The organism is Flavobacterium restrictum (genome assembly GCF_007097245.1).
GTDB lineage: Bacteria > Bacteroidota > Bacteroidia > Flavobacteriales > Flavobacteriaceae > Flavobacterium > Flavobacterium restrictum.
This window is the reverse complement of record NZ_VJZT01000016.1, coordinates 37,822-52,789: the sequence shown is the minus strand read 5'-3', so window position 1 is coordinate 52,789 and position 14,968 is coordinate 37,822. Positions and strand designations below refer to the sequence as shown.

15 protein-coding genes and 1 tRNA gene are annotated in these 14,968 nt (G+C 37.5%); 8 read left to right on the top strand and 8 right to left on the bottom strand.

The window, feature by feature from the left end; genetic code table 11:
- The first annotated feature begins 82 nt into the window (after window positions 1-82).
- The 4 genes from FNW21_RS13665 (at window position 83) to FNW21_RS13650 (ending at window position 3,220) form a co-directional block, all read left to right on the top strand.
- Window positions 83-850: a TatD family hydrolase gene (locus FNW21_RS13665; protein WP_144257316.1), complete on the top strand. Its 768-nt coding sequence runs from the start codon at window positions 83-85 to the stop codon at window positions 848-850.
- Between the two features lie 65 nt (window positions 851-915).
- Window positions 916-2,052 carry a 1-acyl-sn-glycerol-3-phosphate acyltransferase gene (locus tag FNW21_RS13660; protein ID WP_144257315.1) on the top strand — a complete coding sequence of 379 codons (1,137 nt, stop codon included), beginning with the start codon at window positions 916-918 and terminating at the stop codon, window positions 2,050-2,052.
- The gene (locus tag FNW21_RS13655) at window positions 2,042-3,073 is read left to right on the top strand and encodes an asparaginase (protein WP_144257314.1); all 1,032 of its coding nucleotides are present in this window, start codon (window positions 2,042-2,044) and stop codon (window positions 3,071-3,073) included. Before FNW21_RS13660 ends, FNW21_RS13655 begins: the two co-directional genes overlap by 11 nt.
- Before the next feature lie 60 nt (window positions 3,074-3,133).
- Window positions 3,134-3,220 (top strand) — tRNA-Ser (locus FNW21_RS13650).
- 571 nt (window positions 3,221-3,791) lie between these two features.
- Here the strand turns inward: FNW21_RS13650 and FNW21_RS13645 are convergent.
- Complete coding sequence (locus tag FNW21_RS13645; protein ID WP_144257313.1) at window positions 3,792-5,594, bottom strand: GNAT family N-acyltransferase; 1,803 nt, start codon at window positions 5,592-5,594, stop codon at window positions 3,792-3,794.
- A 112-nt stretch (window positions 5,595-5,706) separates the two neighbouring features.
- Between FNW21_RS13645 and FNW21_RS13640 the strand changes: the two genes are divergently transcribed.
- Entirely contained in the window at window positions 5,707-6,468 is a 762-nt protein-coding gene (locus FNW21_RS13640) for an exodeoxyribonuclease III (RefSeq protein WP_144257312.1), read from the top strand.
- A gap of 52 nt (window positions 6,469-6,520) precedes the next feature.
- Window positions 6,521-7,459 (top strand): OmpA/MotB family protein, encoded by a 939-nt coding sequence (locus tag FNW21_RS13635; RefSeq protein ID WP_144257311.1) that lies wholly within the window; start codon window positions 6,521-6,523, stop codon window positions 7,457-7,459.
- Between the two features lie 60 nt (window positions 7,460-7,519).
- On the opposite strand, the gene FNW21_RS13630 is transcribed toward FNW21_RS13635, so the two are convergent.
- The 6 genes from FNW21_RS13630 to FNW21_RS13605 form a co-directional block, all read right to left on the bottom strand.
- Complete coding sequence (locus tag FNW21_RS13630; protein WP_144257310.1) at window positions 7,520-8,293, bottom strand: SGNH/GDSL hydrolase family protein; 774 nt, start codon at window positions 8,291-8,293, stop codon at window positions 7,520-7,522.
- Window positions 8,294-8,335: 42 nt separating this feature from the next.
- Entirely contained in the window at window positions 8,336-9,118 is a 783-nt protein-coding gene (locus FNW21_RS13625; protein WP_144257309.1) for a DUF3050 domain-containing protein, read from the bottom strand.
- Window positions 9,119-9,260: 142 nt separating this feature from the next.
- On the bottom strand, window positions 9,261-10,439 hold the full coding sequence (locus tag FNW21_RS13620; protein ID WP_144257308.1) for an acyl-CoA dehydrogenase family protein: 1,179 nt from the start codon (window positions 10,437-10,439) through the stop codon (window positions 9,261-9,263).
- Between the two features lie 211 nt (window positions 10,440-10,650).
- Entirely contained in the window at window positions 10,651-11,358 is a 708-nt protein-coding gene (locus FNW21_RS13615; RefSeq protein WP_144257307.1) for a tRNA1(Val) (adenine(37)-N6)-methyltransferase, read from the bottom strand.
- Window positions 11,359-11,438: 80 nt separating this feature from the next.
- On the bottom strand, window positions 11,439-11,963 hold the full coding sequence (gene rimM, locus FNW21_RS13610) for a ribosome maturation factor RimM (protein WP_144257306.1): 525 nt from the start codon (window positions 11,961-11,963) through the stop codon (window positions 11,439-11,441).
- Window positions 11,964-11,978: 15 nt separating this feature from the next.
- A complete protein-coding gene (locus FNW21_RS13605) occupies window positions 11,979-12,536 on the bottom strand; it encodes a 30S ribosomal protein S16 (protein ID WP_144257305.1) in 558 nt (185 codons plus the stop codon).
- Between the two features lie 200 nt (window positions 12,537-12,736).
- On the opposite strand from FNW21_RS13605, the gene FNW21_RS13600 reads away from it, so the two are divergent.
- Both FNW21_RS13600 and FNW21_RS13595 read left to right on the top strand, forming a co-directional pair.
- Window positions 12,737-13,213, top strand: a complete 477-nt coding sequence (locus FNW21_RS13600; RefSeq protein WP_144257304.1) for a DUF6252 family protein — start codon at window positions 12,737-12,739, stop codon at window positions 13,211-13,213.
- Between the two features lie 160 nt (window positions 13,214-13,373).
- Window positions 13,374-13,724, top strand: coding sequence for an RNA recognition motif domain-containing protein (locus FNW21_RS13595; protein ID WP_144257303.1), 351 nt, complete (start codon window positions 13,374-13,376; stop codon window positions 13,722-13,724).
- 110 nt (window positions 13,725-13,834) lie between these two features.
- Here FNW21_RS13595 and leuB read toward each other — a convergent pair whose 3' ends face one another.
- On the bottom strand, window positions 13,835-14,896 hold the full coding sequence (gene leuB / locus FNW21_RS13590) for a 3-isopropylmalate dehydrogenase (protein ID WP_144257302.1): 1,062 nt from the start codon (window positions 14,894-14,896) through the stop codon (window positions 13,835-13,837).
- Between the last annotated feature and the right edge of the window lie 72 nt (window positions 14,897-14,968).

The following is a 14,968-nucleotide window of genomic DNA, read 5'->3' as shown; positions in this document are numbered from 1 at the left end:
TCGGTTCCATTTTATCGCAAAGTACGTAAAGTTTTTATAACATAATAATTGTAATTTTGCAGGTACAAAGCAACAAAGCAAAATGACTATTACTGACACACACACCCATTTATATTCCGAAGAATTTGATCAGGATCGAAACGAAATGATACAGCGCGCCATAGATGCTGGCGTTTCTCGTTTTTTTGTTCCCGCAATTGACGCTTCCTGCACACCAGCAATGTATGCCCTAGCCGATAATTATCCCGAAAATGTGTTCTTGATGATGGGCTTGCATCCCACTTATGTAAAAGAGAATTACGAAGCAGAATTGCAGCATGTGGAGCACGAATTAGCCCAACGTAAGTTTTATGCCGTTGGCGAAATAGGAATCGATTTGTATTGGGACAAAACCCATTTGATCCCACAACAAACTGTCTTTAGGAAACAAATCCAACTTGCCAAACAGTATAAACTGCCCATTGTAATTCATTGTCGAGAAGCTTTTGAGGAAATTTTCGAAATTCTAGAGGACGAAAAATCGGAGGATTTATTTGGAATTTTTCATTGTTTCTCGGGAACTTACGAGCAAGCCTTACAAGCCATTTCATACAATATGAAACTAGGAATTGGCGGAGTAGCAACTTTTAAAAACGGAAAAATAGACCAATTTCTAGCTCAAATTGACTTGAAACATATTGTTCTAGAAACCGATTCGCCTTATTTAGCACCAATTCCCTTTAGAGGTAAACGAAATGAAAGCAGTTATTTAGTAGCAATTGTTGCAAAATTAGCCCACATTTACGGAGTTACAGCAACTGATATTGCTACAATAACCACCCAAAATTCTAAAGTAGTTTTTGGGATTTAAACTGGTTTTTACTTTTGTTTAACTTTTTTTTTGTTCTTTTGTGATTATTAAAATTGAAAATCTAAATGCAAAAATTTGACGCTATTCGGCCGTTTTATGACACCGAAATAAACGAAGCCATTCTAAATGTTCTCCACCACCCAATGATGAAGGCATTGATGAATTTTTCTTTCCCAGATCTTGCTGACGATGTTTGGAAAGAACAACTCAAAAAAACGCATTCCATACGTGATTTTCAATGTAATTTTATTTACCAATCTGTTCAAAAAGTACTCGAAAAAAGCTCGGAAGGCTTGACTACATCGGGATTTGAACATTTAGAGAAAAATACTTCTTATTTATTTGTATCAAATCATCGTGACATTCTTTTGGATACCACTTTGTTGAACGCCGCTTTATTTGAGCATGGATTTGTCATGACAGCATCCGCAATTGGGGATAATTTAGTCAAGAAATCATTTTTGAACACATTGGCTAAATTAAATCGAAATTTCCTAGTACAACGAGGTTTAACACCACGCGAAATGCTACAAAGCTCTAAATTATTATCGGAATATATTGGTAATTTATTGCTTCACGAAAATCGTTCCGTTTGGATTGCACAACGAGAAGGCAGAACCAAAGATGGTAATGACGCAACCAATCCAGGTGTTTTGAAAATGATAGGAATGGGATCTGACGAAAAAAATTTAATGGATTATTTCAAGAAAATAAAAATTGTTCCTGTTTCCATTTCCTACGAATACGACCCTACCGATGTGCTAAAAATGCCGCAACTGATGGCCGAAGCCAATAACGAAATCTATATTAAAGAAAAAAACGAGGATTTCATGACGATTTTGAGCGGTGCCATGGGGCAAAAAAAACGAATTCACATTCATGTTGGCAAAGTTTTAAAAGAAGAAATAACCGCCATTGCCGCCGAAAACGATAACGGAAACAAACAAATTCAAGCCTTGGCTCAAGTTATTGATGATGCCATTTTGACGAATTACCACCTTTGGCCAACTAACTATATTGCGTATGATATTGTAAATAAATCACAAGAATACGCTCATTTATACACCGAAAACGAAAAGTCCCTTTTTGAAAGAAGACTCGAAATGCGAATTGACCAAGACAATCCAATTGCTTTAGAAGGATTTTTGGCCATGTATTCCAATCCAGTTGTGAATAAATTAAAATACATCAATGCTATCTAAAAATCCTAAAATCCTCTTGATTTATACTGGTGGCACCATTGGTATGAAAAAAGATTTTGAAACAGGTGCGCTCAAAGCATTCGATTTCAGCAAGATTTTGAAACGAATTCCAGAGTTAAAACTATTAGAATGCCAGATTGAAACCATATCATTCGAAGAACCAATAGATTCTTCGAATATGAATCCAGCAGCTTGGGTAAAAATGGCTACACTAATCGAGGACAATTATGATTCATTTGATGGTTTTGTAGTACTTCACGGCTCGGATACTATGTCGTACTCGGCATCGGCATTGAGTTTCATGGTCGAAAATTTAGCCAAACCAGTTATTTTTACAGGCTCGCAACTGCCCATAGGTGATTTACGCACCGATGCCAAAGAGAATTTGATTACCGCCATTCAAATTGCCTCCTTACGCGAAAACGGGCAACCTACAATACAAGAAGTCTGTTTGTACTTTGAATATAAATTGTACCGAGGCAACCGCACTACCAAAATAAATGCTGAACATTTTAAGGCTTTTGTATCGCCTAATTTCCCACATTTAATTGAATCTGGTGTGCATTTAAAATCAAATTCAGATTCATTTTTGCGTCCCAAACCCCATGCAGAACTAGACGTACACAAAACGCTGGATGCAAATGTTGTCATTATAAAAATGTTTCCAGGCATAAGCGAAGCAGTTCTAGGGGCTATCATTGCCATTCCTAATCTCAAAGGAATTGTACTAGAAACTTACGGAGCTGGCAACGCCTCAACCGAAGCTTGGTTTGTGGCTATTTTGACCCAAGCCATAGCAAATGGAATCCAAATAGTAAATGTTACGCAATGTGCCGCAGGAAGCGTAAATATGGGGCAATATGAAACCAGTTCGGCTATGAAAAAAATAGGAGTTATTTCGGGAAAAGACATCACAACCGAAGCCGCAATTACAAAGTTGATGTATCTATTAGCTTCCCCAGTTGCTCCTACAGCATTCAAATCAGTATTTGAGACTGCTTTACGAGGAGAAATGACATAATAAGTGCATTTTATTTTTCTACCTCGTTTTTTTTTAAGTTATTTGCACACCAAAATAAATAGAGAGGTGTCCGAGTGGTTGAAGGAGCTAGCCTGGAAAGCTAGTATGTGGGTAACTGCATCGAGGGTTCGAATCCCTTCCTCTCTGCTGATTGTTTCACAAAACCTAAAAACCCCCTTTACATCGTATGATTTGAAGGGGGTTTTGATTTATTCCCAATCACATTCATTACATCGTTGATGATTTCAAAAACAAATCGTTGTTTTAGCTGTGATTCACGCCTACAGAAACCCTAAAGATTATTCGAATAGATAACTAAAAAAACAGGCAAATTTGCCTGTTTTTTTTTAATCTCTACTTTGTGGGTACGAGCTTGAAGCTCGCACTAGCCCTGTGTTACCTAATGCTCGGACTGGCGGGGTTTTCTTTTTAAAACCAACAAAAGCAACTCCTTTTACCGAGTTGCTTTTTCGTTTCTTGACTTGTTTTGTATGCCCTCGTTTGTGGGCACAGATTGCAAATCATAAGTGTTCGAAACCTTGTCTTTAAAATTTTACACCTAATTAAATCGGCTAAAAGGTTTTGTTTTTCTGATGAAAAAAGCTCAATTTGAGTAAAAATAATGGTCAAAATCAATATGCATATCATGTTTCGAACACTTATGGCGCCTCGCTCCTACCCAAAACCATCATTTTCAAACCACTAAAAACTATTTAACCTACTCTTCCTTATCAGTCATTTTTCGCTCTAATTCGGCTTGGTATTCTTCCATAACAGGTTTCATGGTGCTCTCTGGAATATCCGAAATTTGTAAATAAATAAGCCCATCAATGGCATTATTAAACAGGGGATCTACGTTAAAGGCTACCAATCGTGCGTTTTGTTTGATGTATTTTTTGATCAAAACAGGCAAACGCAAAACTCCTGGCTCTAACTCATCGATGATTTTGTCGAATTTGTTCAAATCGGCTTCGGTTTCGTTAAAAACAAAATCTTTATCGGCGTCTTTTAGTTTGACTTTGTATTCTTTTTTGGGATGAATGTATTGCGCAATATAGGGATCATAGTAATGCGATTTCATAAACTCAATCATCAACGATTTTGAAAAATCCGAGAACTGATTGCTTATGCTCACGCCTCCCAAAAGGAATTTATGCTCTGGATAATGCAAAGTGGTATGAATAATACCACGCCACAACAGGAACAAAGGCATTGGTTTTTGCTGGTATTCCTTGATGATAAAAGCACGCCCCATTTCGATAGATTTATGCATCATATCGTGTAATTCGGGCTCAAAACGGAACAACCCATTGAGGTAAAAACCATCCATTCCATACTTGGGATAAATCTCGCAACCCAATCCCATTCGGTACGCACCAGCGATTTTTTTGGTATCGTCATCCCAAAGAAAAAGATGGCGGTAATATTTATCGTATTTGTCTAAATCTATTGATTCATTAGTCCCCTCGCCCACTTCTCGAAAGGTTATTTCTCGCAAACGCCCTATTTCATGAAGGATATTAGGTATGTTTTTGGCTTCTGCAAAAAAGACTTCGTAGTTTTTGCTTTGCAAAAGTCTACAATCCGTGGCTCTCAAATTGTTGACTTCGAGGATCATTTTTTCGCTATTGGCAGGAGTGACAATTTTCTTGGGACTTTTTGGGTTTTTCAACCCAGATGAGGCTAGAAAATTATTGTCTTTTTCAAAAGGATTTGCCAGCATATAGGTTTTCTTTCTCAAGAATTCGCCATACTCTTCGATTGATTTGTGCTCATTTTGCTCGTTTACCGAAATGGGTTTTCCAATCCTCACTTTTATAATTCGGTGTTTTTGGCTAAATACTTCCGAAGGCAATTTTGCCGTTCTAAACGTGCCGCTAATTTTAGAAAGCAAATAAAACAATTTGCTGTTTTTGGCATGAAAATAAATAGGAACAACGGGAACTTGTGCTTTTCTAATGACTTTAATAACCCCTTCTTCCCATGGTTTATCGACCATTAATTTCCCATCTTTGTAAGTAGAAACTTCTCCGGCAGGAAACATACCTAACGGTTTCCCATCGCTCAAATGGCGCAAGGTTTCCTTGATTCCTACCACGCTCGACTTGGCATCTTTATGATTTTCGAACGGGTTTACAGGCATGATGTATTTTTTGAGTGGCTCGATTCTATGCAACAGGAAATTAGCAATAATTTTAAAATCGGGCTCTCTTTCGAGCATTAATTTTAATAACAAAACCCCATCAATTCCTCCAAGCGGATGATTAGAAATGGTAATATACGCGCCCTCTTTGGGCAACCGTTTAAAGTCTTCTTCGGGAATTTCAAATTTTATTTGAAGGTCATCTAATATGCCATTGAGAAAGTCAACATCTTTCAAATGTTTGTTCCTGTCGTATACTTTGTTTAACGTAGAAATTTTTAATACCTTCATCAAGATCCATCCTGAAAATGTACCAAGAACCCCGTACTTATCCGCATTTATCGCTTTTGAAACTTCTTTGGCGGTAACTAAACCCATTTTTTTTTATTTTAGAGCTAAAAACAAAGATAGCAAAAAAGCCTAATTTCTTTCTCTTTTCTTGAACAAACTTCTACTTTTTTACTACTTTTGAAACACAAAAACCATCAAAATGAAGATTATTTCTTATAATGTAAACGGCATTCGCGCCGCAATTTCCAAAGGATTTATCGAGTGGTTGCAACACGCTAACCCCGATGTAATTTGCCTTCAGGAGATCAAAGCCACCGAGGAACAAATTCCTACCGAGGCCATTACGGCAGCAGGATATCCATACCAATATTATTTTTCGGCAACAAAAAAAGGCTATAGCGGTGTGGCTATTTTGTCTAAAACGCCACCCAAAAATGTGGTTTATGGAACAGGAATTCACCACATGGATTTTGAAGGTCGTAACCTTCGTGCTGATTTTGAAAATTGCTCCGTAATGAGTTTGTACCTGCCTTCAGGAACCAATGGCGAACGATTAGACCACAAATTTATGTTTATGGATGATTTTCAAAACTATATTGATACACTCAAAAAGGAAATTCCAAACCTTATTATTTGTGGGGATTACAACATTTGCCATCAAGCCATAGACATTCATGATCCCGTTCGCAACAAAACTGTTTCTGGATTTTTGCCCGAAGAGCGCGCTTGGTTGGATGCCTTTATGAAGTCTGGATTTGTTGATAGTTTTCGTCATTTCAACAGCGAGCCACACCAGTATTCGTGGTGGAGTTACCGTGCTGGAGCCCGTAGCAACAACAAAGGTTGGCGCATTGATTACAATTTAGTTAGCGATTCCTTGAAACACAAACTCAAAAGAGCCGTTATACTTCCTGATGCCGTTCACTCTGATCATTGTCCCGTATTGGTCGAATTGGACTAGGATAAATTTTCGCATTTTAGAAACAAAAAATTAGTATAAAACAGCTTATCAAATGACAAAAAAAATTGCAATAGGATTACTATTTGTAGCCCTTTCCACTTCTTGTGTATCCAAAAAAATATACAATGATTTAGAAACTAAATTTGCCGACCTTAAAAAAGAAAATCGCACCATGGCCGATGAGAATGCCGAATTGCTCAAAGCCAAAAATCAAGTGGAACTGGATCGAGACGCATTGAAAACCGATTTGTCTAAATCCAAAGCGGAACTCGAAAAACTCAAAGCTGATTATGCCGCTTCGCAAAATAAATTCAATGTTTTGCAGGACTCCTACGCTGCTTTAGAAAAAAATAGCGGGGATGCGCTACAAGCCAACATGAAAAAAAATCATGATTTGCTGGATCAATTAGACGCCAAAAGCAAAGCATTAGCAATGGAGCAAGAGCGATTGAATAAAAACGCCCAAAAACTACAAGAACTCGAAGCGCAAATTGCAGCCAAGGAAGCAAGTATGAAAAAACTAAAAGAAACCCTCTCCAAGGCCTTAAATGGATTTGAAGGAAAAGGACTTACTGTAGAACAAAAAAACGGAAAAGTATACGTTTCTATGGAGAACAAATTGCTGTTCAATTCCGGAAGTTGGGCTGTAAGTTCCGAAGGCAAAAAAGCAGTGGTAGAAGTAGCCAAAGTACTGGGCGACAATCCTGATATTTCGGTATTGATAGAAGGCCATACCGATGATGATCCTTTTACCGCATCAGGGCCAATTGCTGATAATTGGGATTTATCAACCAAAAGAGCTACCGCAATTGTCGCTATTTTGAGCGAAAACAAAAAGGTAAACAAACAAAACGTAACAGCTGCAGGTCGTGGTGAATTTTCTCCATTAATGAGCAACGCCACTCCCGAAGGCAAAGCCAAAAACCGTAGAATCGAAATTATATTAACGCCAAGATTAGACGAAATTTCTAAAATGCTGAATGAGTTTTAAAGAATACAAAAACGTAACTAAAGCCGTTTCCAAACTAGGAAGCGGTTTTTTTTTTACTTGTTAATTTTCTAAAGCAACGACCGCTTTTGGCATAATCCGACTTACAAATTGAGCATAAGCCAACTCGGAAGGATGCAATCCATCTGTTGCCACAAAACTTGGATTTTGAAGTCCCGTGCGAGTAATGTCAGTAATATACACATAGACTATGGCGTTTTCCAAGCAATATTTTTCGGCGAAAGCATTATACGCATCAATTTCGGTCGATATTTTTGACTGATTCCCCGTTTGTTCTCCAAAGGGAGTGTAGGCATAATCTGGTATTGAAACCACAATTACATTGGTTTTATCTCCTTTGGCCAGGGCGATGGCTTTAGTCACTAATTCAGGAAATTCCTTTTCGTACAAAGCAAAAGGTCTGTTTTGGTATTGGTTATTCACTCCAATTAAGAGCGTAACTAAATCGTAATTGGACTCCAAACTGTTTCCGTTTATCACCGACAGTAAATTAGTCGTTGTCCAACCCGTTTGAGCAATTATTTTTAAGGAAAAAGCATCTTTTGGACTTCTGGTTTGCAAACTCGCTTTGAGTTGTTCCGGAAAGCGACAGGTTTCGCACACACTTTGACCAATCGTATAACTATCGCCAAGTGCTAAATAGCGAAACGATTTAGTGGAAGGATTAGGCGCTGGAGTTGGCGTGGGTATAGGTGTAGGAATTGGTTGAATGACAATAGGAATAGGATTTGTGACCCTAGTACTATCGTCGTTGCTACAACCTATAGAGAGAATTAGTCCAAGTAATACTGCTATCCATTTAACGCTGTTTTTCATAATTGTAGATACGTAAAAAGGGTAGCACTTGGTTTTATTCATTTAAATAATTGCTTCTTTGACCAATAATTGTTCGTCAATCGCATCCCAAAGACCTATTCTTTTTTCCAAAGCTTCTACAGAAACAGCAATTACCTCTTCCCATTTTTGAGCATCAGTACCGCAAAGATCCGTAATCATTTGCAATGCCATTGGGCCATGCTCATCAGCATCTAATTCGATGTGTCTTTCAAAATAGTAAACCAATTGATTCAAGTCAATTTCGGGAAAATTTTTCTGGAAATTAGCTAGGATTTCGGTAAACATACTCGGAATTAAATCTTCTCTTCCAAAGGTAAAAGCAGCGGCAATTTCGTGTGGCTTTCCTTGTTCGATAACACTAAAGGTAAAGTCCAAAAAAGCCTTGATGTTAGGATGTAAATCACTTTTTTTGATGGCTACAAAAATATTTTTTAAGGAATGCACATCGGCTATAAGCTGCTCGATACCCCTAGTATTGGCACCACAAGCGTGCATGGATTCTACATACATTTCGTAATGACTCAATCGACGACCATCTAAACTCAAATCACTTTCTTCGGCAAGAACAATTTCGTTAATCAAGTATCTTGTTTCTGGATTTTTTGTAGCAAACCAAGGCGTTGTAGTACACGTTAATTTAGTTTGCAAAGCTTTTAGTAATGACATAAAATCCCAAACCGCATAAACATGATTTTCTAAAAAACAGTGCAAATCATCTATAGTTTGTACTTTTTGGTACAACGAATGGTGCAATAATTGGCGTTTATAAGGCGCAATTTTGGCGGTAACATTTTCGATTGTCATGAGGTATTTTTTTAATGTAAATATAAAAAAGCTTCCTGTTTCCAAGAAGCTTTTACAATTGATTTTACCAATACTTTAATAATTGTTTACACCATTTTAAATTTGCATTTACGGGAATGAGAATTCAAAATGGCAGTAGTTGCTATTTGAAAGCTGGAATGCCAGTAATGTCCATTCCTGTAATGAGCAAATGGATGTCGTGTGTACCTTCATACGTAATGACACTTTCCAGGTTCATCATGTGTCGCATAATCGAATATTCACCTGTAATCCCCATTCCGCCTAGCATTTGTCTGGCTTTGCGAGCAATATGAATGGCCATGTCTACATTGTTTCTTTTGGCCATCGAGATTTGTGCGGTGGTTGCTCTTCCTTCATTTCGTAAAACCCCCAAACGCCAAGTCAACAATTGCGCTTTGGTAATTTCGGTAATCATTTCGGCTAGTTTTTTTTGTTGCAATTGTGTCCCAGCAATTGGTTTGTCAAACTGGATGCGCTCTTTGGCATAACGCAAAGCGGTATCGTAGCAATCCATTGCAGCACCAATAGCACCCCAAGCAATACCATAACGTGCCGAATCCAAGCAGCCAAGCGGTGCGCCAAGTCCAGATTTGTTTGGCAATAGATTTTCTTTAGGAACTTTTACATTATCAAAAATCAGTTCTCCAGTTGATGAGGCACGAAGCGACCATTTGTTGTGTGTTTCGGGCGTGGTAAATCCTTCCATGCCGCGTTCTACAATCAAACCATGAATTCTGCCTGCTTCATTTTTGGCCCAAACGACTGCTATATCAGCAAAGGGTGCATTCGAAATCCACATTTTGGCACCGTTCAAAAGGTAGTGGTCTCCTTTGTCCTTGAAATTGGTTATCATACTCCCTGGGTCAGAACCATAATTGGGTTCGGTCAAGCCAAAGCAACCCATAAATTCTCCCGTGGCTAATTTCGGCAAATATTTTTGACGTTGTTCTTCGTTGCCGTACTTCCAGATGGGATACATTACCAGCGAAGATTGAACGGATGACGTAGAGCGAACACCAGAATCCCCACGCTCAATTTCTTGCATGATGAGTCCATACGAAATTTGATCCAAACCTGCGCCACCATATTCTTCGGGAATATAGGGGCCAAATCCGCCAATTTCACCCAAACCTTTGATGATTTGTTTTGGAAATTCGGCTTTTTGAGCATATTCTTCTATAATTGGCGAAACTTCTCGTTTTACCCAAGCACGCGCCGCATCACGAACGAGTTTGTGTTCATCGGTCAATAAATCGTCAAGGTTGTAATAATCTGGGGCTTGAAATAAATCTGGTTTCATAGTTGGCTAATTTTAAAAAACAAAAATAAGTAAAGAAATATAACAAAACCAATAACAAATGTTATATTTTTAAAAATAGTATTTTATTTTCTAAAGTTAGACTTTTTTTGAAAGGGAGGATTGTTTTTGAAAAGGTTATTTGATTGAAAAATTTTCTTTTTAAAATCAGCTATAAAAGCGTTCACTAATAGCCTTACTTTCTAGTTATGAACTACATTTTAAAATAAAAATCTTTTGTCAAATCAATATATTCTGAAGTATAGATATGACGTGCCGTTTCGATGATTAATTCATCAATGGGAAAATTAAGTTTTTCATTTCGGCTAAAAGCCAAAAGACTCCTTTTGATTTCAGACGTTGGCGTTCCTTTTACTCGAGTTGTTCTTACAGGATAAAGTTCAAATTCTCGAGCTAAAGCCAAAAAATTTTCTTCCTCTTTAAAAGGAATTATTACAGAAAATATTCCGTTTTCAGAAAGTAATAAATCGGCAGCTTCAACCAATTGCTCAAAAGGCATGGCATCTTGAAAACGAGCTAAATCACGTTGTTCGTCGTTTGTTTTGTACGTTTCGGTATAAAAAGGAGGATTTGACACAATTAAATCATATTCGTCTTCGGGCTCTTCAATAAACTCGTCTAAACCAGCATGAAAACAAAATAGGCGGTCGCTCCAAGGGGAATTTTCAAAATTAGTAACGGCTTGTTCATAAGCTTGTTCGTCAATCTCAAGAGCGTCAATTTGTTGGGCGGCACTTCTTTGCGATAGCATCAAAGCAATAATTCCAGTTCCAGTTCCAATATCGAGGATGCTATTGGGATTGTGATTTATAGGTGTCCAAGCACCAAGCAAAACGCCATCGGTGCCAATTTTCATAGCGCAATGATCTTGTTCTATTGAAAACTGCTTAAATTGAAACATACGATTTCAGATTATAGATTAACTATTTTTGATTGTATATAGGACAACAACTAAAAAGTGCGACTTAATGAGGAAGTTTTTTAAAGGTACATTTCAATCAATCCTTCGGGCAAATCCATGATGACTTTTTTGTTTTCTCGGTCAATTTTTACCAAGAAATGATCAATCATTGGAATTAGGATTTCGGTATCGCCTTTCAAAACTTCAAAAAGCGGTTGTGCGGTGGTGTCGTTTATCGATTGGATTTCGCCTACATATCCTAGACGTTTGTCCTCGACTTCAAAACCAATTACTTCGTGAAAGTAGAATTTGTTACCTGTAAGTTTGGGTAACATTTTTAGAGGCAGATAAATATCATTGCCTAGTATGGCATCGGCATCCTCTTCGGTAGTCATATCCTCAAAACGGATGCGGAGGAAATCATTCTTGTGAAGTGAACTATTTTCAATAAAAAAAGGAACCAAGTGTTTGTTGCATTCAACAAACACTGATTCCAAGTTTTCGTATAACTCGGGCTCGTCCGTATCTAAATAAGCTAGAACTTCCCCTTTGAAACTAAATTTTTTAGCGATTTTACCTAAATAGAAACAATCTTCTTTACGCATCTTCGCTGACTAAAATTAAGCTTCAGTTGTTTCGTTATTTTCTTCTGCAGCAGGAGTTTCTTCTGCTTCAGCAACAACTTCTTCTTCAACAGCAGGAGTTGCAGCAGCAATAGCATCAGCCTCTGCTTGTGCAGCAGCAGCTAAACGTTTTGCGTTAACTTCTTGTTCTGCTTTGAATGCTTTTGCTTTATCAGCAGCTTGCGCTTGAGTCAAACCTTCTTTTTTAGCATCTACTTTTCCAGCTTTCGCTTCTAACCAAGCAGCTAATTTTGCATCAGCTTGTTCTTGAGTTAAAGCTCCTTTACGAATACCGCCATCAAGGTGGTGTTTCAATAAAGCTCCTTTGTAAGAAAGAATAGCTTTGGCAGTATCAGTAGGTTGTGCACCATTGTGCAACCATTTTACGGCACTATCCAAGTTCAATTCGATAGTTGCTGGATTTGTATTTGGATTGTAAGTACCTATTTTTTCTAGGTATTTACCATCTCTTTTTGAGCGAGCATCTGCTGCTACAACCCAGTAAAACGGTTTTTGTTTTTTACCGTGTCTTTGTAATCTAATTTTTACTGACATAATCTTGTGATTAAATTTTGAGGTACTCGACCTCGATTAATTAAGGGTGCAAAGATACATTTTTTATTTACAAATACTAGTTGTGAATTTATTTTAATGAATAGTAAAGAGTTACGCTATTTTGAATTGGGTTTTTTCTGATTTTTTTTCGGTTTTTAAAGCAGAAAAATATACTTTTGTGAGTCTAAAAAATCCATTCTATGAAAAAAATAGTTTTTTATTTTATAACAATAGTTGCTTTTATCTCTTGTCAAGACGATGTAAAATTTAATAATCCATCGGTACAAGGACTAAAGGATACTGTTTTTTGGAGAGCGGTTGATTCACAAGCGACTCTTGCAGCTAATGGTTCTTTGACGATTCAAGCCTACACTGCTACTGAAGTTTTAACTTTAAAAACAACTTCGACTGCGGTTCAAACCTATACTTTGGGAGCTAGCGATTCTAAAAAAGCCACTTATGTATTGACAAATGCTGACGGAACAAAGGTTACATTCTTAACTGGATTTGGACTTGGAAATGGGCAAATTACAATTACCGAATATGATGCTGTAAATAAAACGGTTTCAGGTACTTTTAAATTTAACGCAGTAAATAGCTACAGCGACCCACTAGACGCAGCAAGTCTTAATTATAGCCAAGGCGTTTTTTATAAAGTGCCCGTAAGCGCACTCTAACACCAAACTAACCCTTTTAAGTTCGCTTAATTCTAACTATTTTTTGCTTTTTTGTTTGATTCTAAATTTCGCAACAAAAATAAAATCTATAAATAAGCTTATTTGTAGTTGATTACAGAAAAATAAGACTACATTTGTCTTATTATTTAAATAAGTACATATGAATATTTTTGTTGGAAGCCTTCCATTCAGTATTGAGGAAGCAGATTTAAGAGAGTCTTTCGAGGCTTACGGAGCAGTTGATTCAGTTAAAATTATCACAGATAAATTTACAGGAAGAAGTAAAGGATTTGGTTTTGTTGAAATGACAAACGATGACGAAGCTCAAAAAGCAATTGACGAATTGAACGGTGCAACTGTTCAAGGACGTGCAATAGTTGTTAACAAATCTGAGCCAAAACCAGAAGGCGAAAGAAGAAGTTTTAACAATAACAGCCGTGGTGGAGATTCACGTGGTGGTTATGGTGGTGGAAACAACCGTGGAGGTGGAGACAGAGGAGGAAGATATTAATTCTTTTCAATCATATATAAAAAAGGTGTCAATGAAAATTGACACCTTTTTTGTTTTATTCTATATTTATGGTAGAGACATTGCGGTGCAACGTCTCTACATACAATATATTATAAATTAGCCACTAACCAATCACCAACTTCGCTAGTAGAATATGGTTTAGCACCTTTTACAACTAAATCTTCGGTGACAATTCCTTGCTCTAATGATTTGTTGACTACAGCTCTAATGGCTTCGGCTTCTTCTTTTAATCCAAAAGCATCTTCAAACATCATCGCTGCCGATAAAACAGTTGCCAATGGATTAGCAATGTTTAATCCAGTAGCTTGTGGGTAGGAACCGTGGATTGGTTCGTATAATGAAGTGTGCTCTCCAACAGATGCAGATGGCATTAATCCCATTGAACCAGAAATTACCGAAGCTTCGTCAGTTAAAATATCTCCAAATAAATTTTCGGTAATTAATACATCATACGAGTTAGGCCATTGTACCAAACGCATGGCAACAGCATCCACAAATTCGTAAGAAACCGCTACTTCTGGATAGTCTTTTTCCATGGCCTGAACGGTTTCTCTCCACAAACGAGAGGTTTCTAGCACATTGGCTTTGTCCACACAACATAATTTTTTGGAACGCGTCATAGCCAATTCAAATCCTTTTTTAGCCAAACGCTGCACTTCCACTCTAGTGTAAACGCAATTATCAAAAGCAGTTTCGCCACCGTCTTTTCTGCCTTTTTCTCCAAAATAAATTCCGCCTGTTAACTCTCTTAAGAAAACTAAATCCGTTCCTTCGATTCGTTCTCTTTTTAAAGGGGAATTGTCAATCAAAGACGGGAAAGTAAAGGTTGGGCGAACATTAGCAAACAAACCTAATTTTTTACGCATCAACAATAATCCTTGCTCTGGTCTAACAGGAGCGCTTGGATCGTTATCGTATTTTGGGTGTCCGATAGCGCCAAAAAGAACTGCATCGGCAGCCATACATATTTCGTGAGTTTCGTCTGGATAAGGAACTCCTACAGCATCAATAGCACAAGCGCCTGTAAGCGCAGGTGTCCAAGTAATTTCGTGGTTGAATTTTTTGGCAATAGCATCCGAAACTTTTACAGCTTCGTTGATAACTTCTGGTCCGATTCCGTCTCCGGCTAAAAGGGCGATGTTGAATTTCATATTTTTAATTTTGAGCTATTGGCTTTTAGCTTTTAGCATATTATAGGAATTATTTATTATTTCTTAAATTTT

What these genes read in the sequence shown, in the direction of transcription:
- rimM (WP_144257306.1), bottom strand. Translation starts at nt 11,963, where the DNA reads ATGCGTAAAGAAGATTGTTTCTATTTAGGTAAAATCGCTAAAAAATTT.
- FNW21_RS13635 (WP_144257311.1), top strand. Translation starts at nt 6,521, where the DNA reads ATGACAAAAAAAATTGCAATAGGATTACTATTTGTAGCCCTTTCCACT.
- FNW21_RS13605 (WP_144257305.1), bottom strand. Translation starts at nt 12,536, where the DNA reads ATGTCAGTAAAAATTAGATTACAAAGACACGGTAAAAAACAAAAACCG.
- FNW21_RS13630 (WP_144257310.1), bottom strand. Translation starts at nt 8,293, where the DNA reads ATGAAAAACAGCGTTAAATGGATAGCAGTATTACTTGGACTAATTCTC.
- FNW21_RS13645 (WP_144257313.1), bottom strand. Translation starts at nt 5,594, where the DNA reads ATGGGTTTAGTTACCGCCAAAGAAGTTTCAAAAGCGATAAATGCGGAT.
- FNW21_RS13620 (WP_144257308.1), bottom strand. Translation starts at nt 10,439, where the DNA reads ATGAAACCAGATTTATTTCAAGCCCCAGATTATTACAACCTTGACGAT.
- FNW21_RS13600 (WP_144257304.1), top strand. Translation starts at nt 12,737, where the DNA reads ATGAAAAAAATAGTTTTTTATTTTATAACAATAGTTGCTTTTATCTCT.
- FNW21_RS13625 (WP_144257309.1), bottom strand. Translation starts at nt 9,118, where the DNA reads ATGACAATCGAAAATGTTACCGCCAAAATTGCGCCTTATAAACGCCAA.
- FNW21_RS13665 (WP_144257316.1), top strand. Translation starts at nt 83, where the DNA reads ATGACTATTACTGACACACACACCCATTTATATTCCGAAGAATTTGAT.
- FNW21_RS13615 (WP_144257307.1), bottom strand. Translation starts at nt 11,358, where the DNA reads ATGTTTCAATTTAAGCAGTTTTCAATAGAACAAGATCATTGCGCTATG.
- FNW21_RS13640 (WP_144257312.1), top strand. Translation starts at nt 5,707, where the DNA reads ATGAAGATTATTTCTTATAATGTAAACGGCATTCGCGCCGCAATTTCC.
- leuB (WP_144257302.1), bottom strand. Translation starts at nt 14,896, where the DNA reads ATGAAATTCAACATCGCCCTTTTAGCCGGAGACGGAATCGGACCAGAA.
- FNW21_RS13660 (WP_144257315.1), top strand. Translation starts at nt 916, where the DNA reads ATGCAAAAATTTGACGCTATTCGGCCGTTTTATGACACCGAAATAAAC.
- FNW21_RS13595 (WP_144257303.1), top strand. Translation starts at nt 13,374, where the DNA reads ATGAATATTTTTGTTGGAAGCCTTCCATTCAGTATTGAGGAAGCAGAT.
- FNW21_RS13655 (WP_144257314.1), top strand. Translation starts at nt 2,042, where the DNA reads ATGCTATCTAAAAATCCTAAAATCCTCTTGATTTATACTGGTGGCACC.